Annotated in this window: 4 protein-coding genes; all 4 read left to right on the top strand. The window is 68.0% G+C overall.

Annotation, left to right across the window (positions count from 1 at the left end; genetic code table 11):
- The first annotated feature begins 37 nt into the window (after positions 1-37).
- The 4 genes from N866_RS17315 (at position 38) to N866_RS17300 (ending at position 3,399) form a co-directional block, all read left to right on the top strand.
- The gene (locus tag N866_RS17315; RefSeq protein WP_034228898.1) at positions 38-679 is read left to right on the top strand and encodes a hypothetical protein; all 642 of its coding nucleotides are present in this window, start codon (positions 38-40) and stop codon (positions 677-679) included.
- 108 nt (positions 680-787) lie between these two features.
- Positions 788-2,056, top strand: coding sequence for a hypothetical protein (locus tag N866_RS17310; RefSeq protein WP_034228895.1), 1,269 nt, complete (start codon positions 788-790; stop codon positions 2,054-2,056).
- Positions 2,057-2,195: 139 nt separating this feature from the next.
- Entirely contained in the window at positions 2,196-2,780 is a 585-nt protein-coding gene (locus tag N866_RS17305) for a hypothetical protein (RefSeq protein WP_034228892.1), read from the top strand.
- 124 nt (positions 2,781-2,904) lie between these two features.
- The gene (locus tag N866_RS17300; RefSeq protein ID WP_034228889.1) at positions 2,905-3,399 is read left to right on the top strand and encodes a hypothetical protein; all 495 of its coding nucleotides are present in this window, start codon (positions 2,905-2,907) and stop codon (positions 3,397-3,399) included.
- The last annotated feature ends 240 nt before the right edge of the window (positions 3,400-3,639 follow it).

Below are 3,639 nucleotides of genomic sequence, written 5' to 3'. Positions count from 1 at the left end.
CCCACGCTCAACTCCGAAGAGCCGGTTAGGTGCCACGATGGCAGCCGTGATCGGGGAGAAGGACGAGGCACTTGCCCGCAAGTTCGAAGCCGCCTGGAGCGTTTTTGCCCAGACCTGCGGACAGTACCTCGCACCGGAACCGACTTATCAAGCCTGGTTCGCGCACTACCTGATTTCGCAGTTCGGCATCGACCGCGTCGCGCGAGAGCCCATCATCAAGAAAGAGCACTTCGGCGACTCACCGTGGAAAGCGCGCGTTCTGGGCAACCATGTGCGCCTCGATGCGGTAGTCACCCGTGAACCAGGAGTGCGCCTGCCCCACTACGCCAACAGGCTCCTTCGAGCCAAAGACGGCACCGGCCTCCAGATCCTCAAAGACCTGGCAGTCATCAGCGAACTCAAGGTCGCCGCCACCCAAGGGGCCGGCATGGACCACACAGAGGTAGCCAGAGACATCTACAAAATGTCCATGCTCCTCGACGAGTTCGAGAGACAACACCCCGGCGCACCAATGCCCTTGGCCTACGTCTGCATCCTGGACAACCACCCCAGACGTGCCTACGACTGGGCGCACCTTCAGCGCAGACTCACCGACGTGCCCCCCGACCCACGAGTCCGGATCCTCGGAGAGCAGTACGCGCCGGTCACCGCACGCCCCGTCCTGCCAGCGACGCCTTGACCGTTTCTCCTGCCGATCCCGAGAGGAGACCCCCTGTCCAACACGCTGACGTCGGGCCAGATCAGAGTCGGGCATCTCTTCAGGGCGAACACCGACGACCGAGAGCCGATGCTCGCTGCAGCGCTCACCGCGGACGACCGGCGCGGGGTCAGCCTGCTCATCCCGTACGTCCACGGGAGGCCGCAGTTCGACCAAGTGCGCGACTGGTTCCGAACCGCGTCCCCTCCTCAGAGCATGCTGTTCGCCGATCACGACGGCGTGGTCACCCTCCTCGGCGTGAGACTGCAAGGCGACGCCGGTCACACCATGGCCACCGGACGCCTCACGGCTGACAGCGTGATCTTCGCTGAGCCGCGGACCCTGAAGCCGGAGTACCGGATCCGCACCTTGCGATCCACCCTCGACGGCCTCGAAGGCTTCACCCACTTCCACCCGGTCACCTTCGACACCCCTCGCCCAGGCGAACCCACCGCGATCACCTTCGACACCAGCCAGACCGTCACGTGGAGATCCGCCGGCTTCACATACTCACTGCAGGCCAACGCCGTATGGTCCGGCACAATCGGGCGCCAATTTGAAGCCCAAAGCGTCCCCGTCCTCTCCACATCCCGATCCCGCGGCGCCACACCCCAAGAGCACCTTCGTGCGCAGTGGGCAGTCCGCGACCTCCTCCTGCTCGCGCACGGCCGCAAGCTCTCCTGGCGCTCACACCACGTCCTGGACGACCAGTTCCCGCTGTACCTCGGCGGGACCGCGCACGGCCCACACGCCGCGCAGACACAGTTCCACACGACCGTCGAACAGCACACCGCCCCCGAACCGTCGTCGATCGACCTCGCGTTCCCCGAGCTCAACCTCAAGTCAGCAGGCGCTCCCGCCCTCAAACGGTGGACCGACAGATACGCGGACGAGACGTTCCGCCGCGCAGTCCAGCCCGTCGCCGAGGTCCTCAACGGCGCCGCGAAGTTCCTCGAGCCGCAACTGATGATGCTGGCCAGCGCCCTGGACCACTTCGGCTACTACCGCTTCAACGACCAACGACGGCGACCCATGCACCGCAGCATCAAGAAGTGCCCCGACGACCTCACCATCGACTGGCCGACCATCGGCAGCCGCGACGGCATCGCCCGAGCCATCGCCAACCTCAACAACGACCTCAAACACCCCGACCGAGAACGACGACCACCGATCGAAGAGCTCGCCTGCGTCGTCGAACTCGCCAAGCTCATCGCCCGCGCACAACCCTTCGATCTCATCCGCGCCGATCCCGCGGCCCAGCGCGCGTTCCTCACCTCCCGGGACGCACGCCGAGTGATCGACATGTTCGATCGCTCCAACCTACGAATCCGCGATGACGGCACCCTTCTCCGCACGTAGATGACAAACCGCTGCCACGCAGGGGCCATAGCCCCGCAACGGCTACACAAGGCGAGCCGTCCGTGTTCCGCGCAGGCCAGTCCCCGTGCACCGATCCAGCCGCCCCCGGCGTGTCAGTGGGCCACGCCACCATCAGCCCATGCCCGACCCCCACCACCCACCGGCACCCCGCACCGCCGTCGCCTACGTCGCCGCCACCGTCCTCCACGACCCCCGCATCGCCGCCGCCCGCATCCACCCACCCCACCCCGACCCCACCACCACCGCAGCCGCCGGCCGCACCGACCTCCACGCCCACGTCCACGCCGAAACCACCACCGGGCGCCACCTCACCATCACCGTCATCACCGACGACGACCCCCTGGACGACAACCCCGCCGACATCCCCAGCTGGACCTTCCCCGGACCCTTCGGCGACGCCCTCGCCCACCCCGACCCCCGACGCTGGACCGCCCTCACCACCGGCGGACCCCACCCCACCGGGATGTTCCTCGCCCCCGAACACGCCCTGAGCCGCATCGTCATGGCCCGCCACCTCAACGCCGCCCGCCACGGCGTCTGGACACCCCTCGCCCACGACACCACCACCCTGGACCTCGGCATCGACCTCGCACCCATCCGCGGGCTCTTCCTGGACCTCCACACCGTCCTCGACACCGTCGAAGCCGACCCCCACCGGTACGGGGAGACCGCGCCGGGGGCCACAAACCACCAGCCCACGTGACCTGTGCCAGAGACGGTCGACGGACCGCTCAGGCCGGCCGACCCATCACCCTCGAGGCGCTATCCCGCATCGCCGATGACGCTCTACGTTCCGACCAGTAATGAGCACAGGGGGAGAGGAATCGATGGGCCAGCCACCGGCACACACAACCGTCTACGTCCGCGGCGACAGCAGCACCTACCACGTCGACCCCAACTGCCTCGTCATGGCCCAAGAACGTGCGGCCAGAACACTGGCCACCTGCCGCGCCCACCAGGCGCACCAGTCCTGCCTCATCGCCTGCCACACCTGCGCCACCAGCGTGGCCGCAACGCTCAACGCCGTCCTCGGGCCCGTCCCCAGCGGCGAACGACGCCGACGCCCACGGCCACGACTGACACCTGTCACCGCCCAGCCAACCACCAGCGGCAGCACCGTCCTCACCCCGGACTGGTACGACGAGTCCACGGACCTCTACACCCCGTACGGAGCCCCGATCTCCGCCGACGACATCCGCTTCGCCAACGCCAGCAACGCCGGATGGGGAACCGCGTCCTACGGCCAACACCACGACGAGCACCTCGGCGAGAACACCGACGACGACAACGACTGGCGCGGTGCCGGCAGATACCTCGACTGACCCACCGCCCCCAACGTCGACGCCGACCGCCCGGAACAGCTGACGCAGCGAACCTCGCCCTGCCCGGCACGGCACTGCCCACCCCGCCCAGCCCGGCACCGTGCCGGCATGACCCGACGCTCCCAACCCCACCGCCGCACCTACCGCAGCCTCACCAGCCGCCAGATGGAGGACCGTCTCCGCGACCAGCTCGCGTACGGACACCCCGCCTCCTACGGGGCCTGTCCCCGGATCCTGGAC

This window comes from Actinotalea ferrariae CF5-4 (assembly GCF_000603945.1).
In the GTDB taxonomy this organism is placed as follows: domain Bacteria; phylum Actinomycetota; class Actinomycetes; order Actinomycetales; family Cellulomonadaceae; genus Actinotalea; species Actinotalea ferrariae.
Note: the sequence above shows the minus strand (reverse complement) of the source record. Positions and strands in the feature narration are given on the sequence as shown.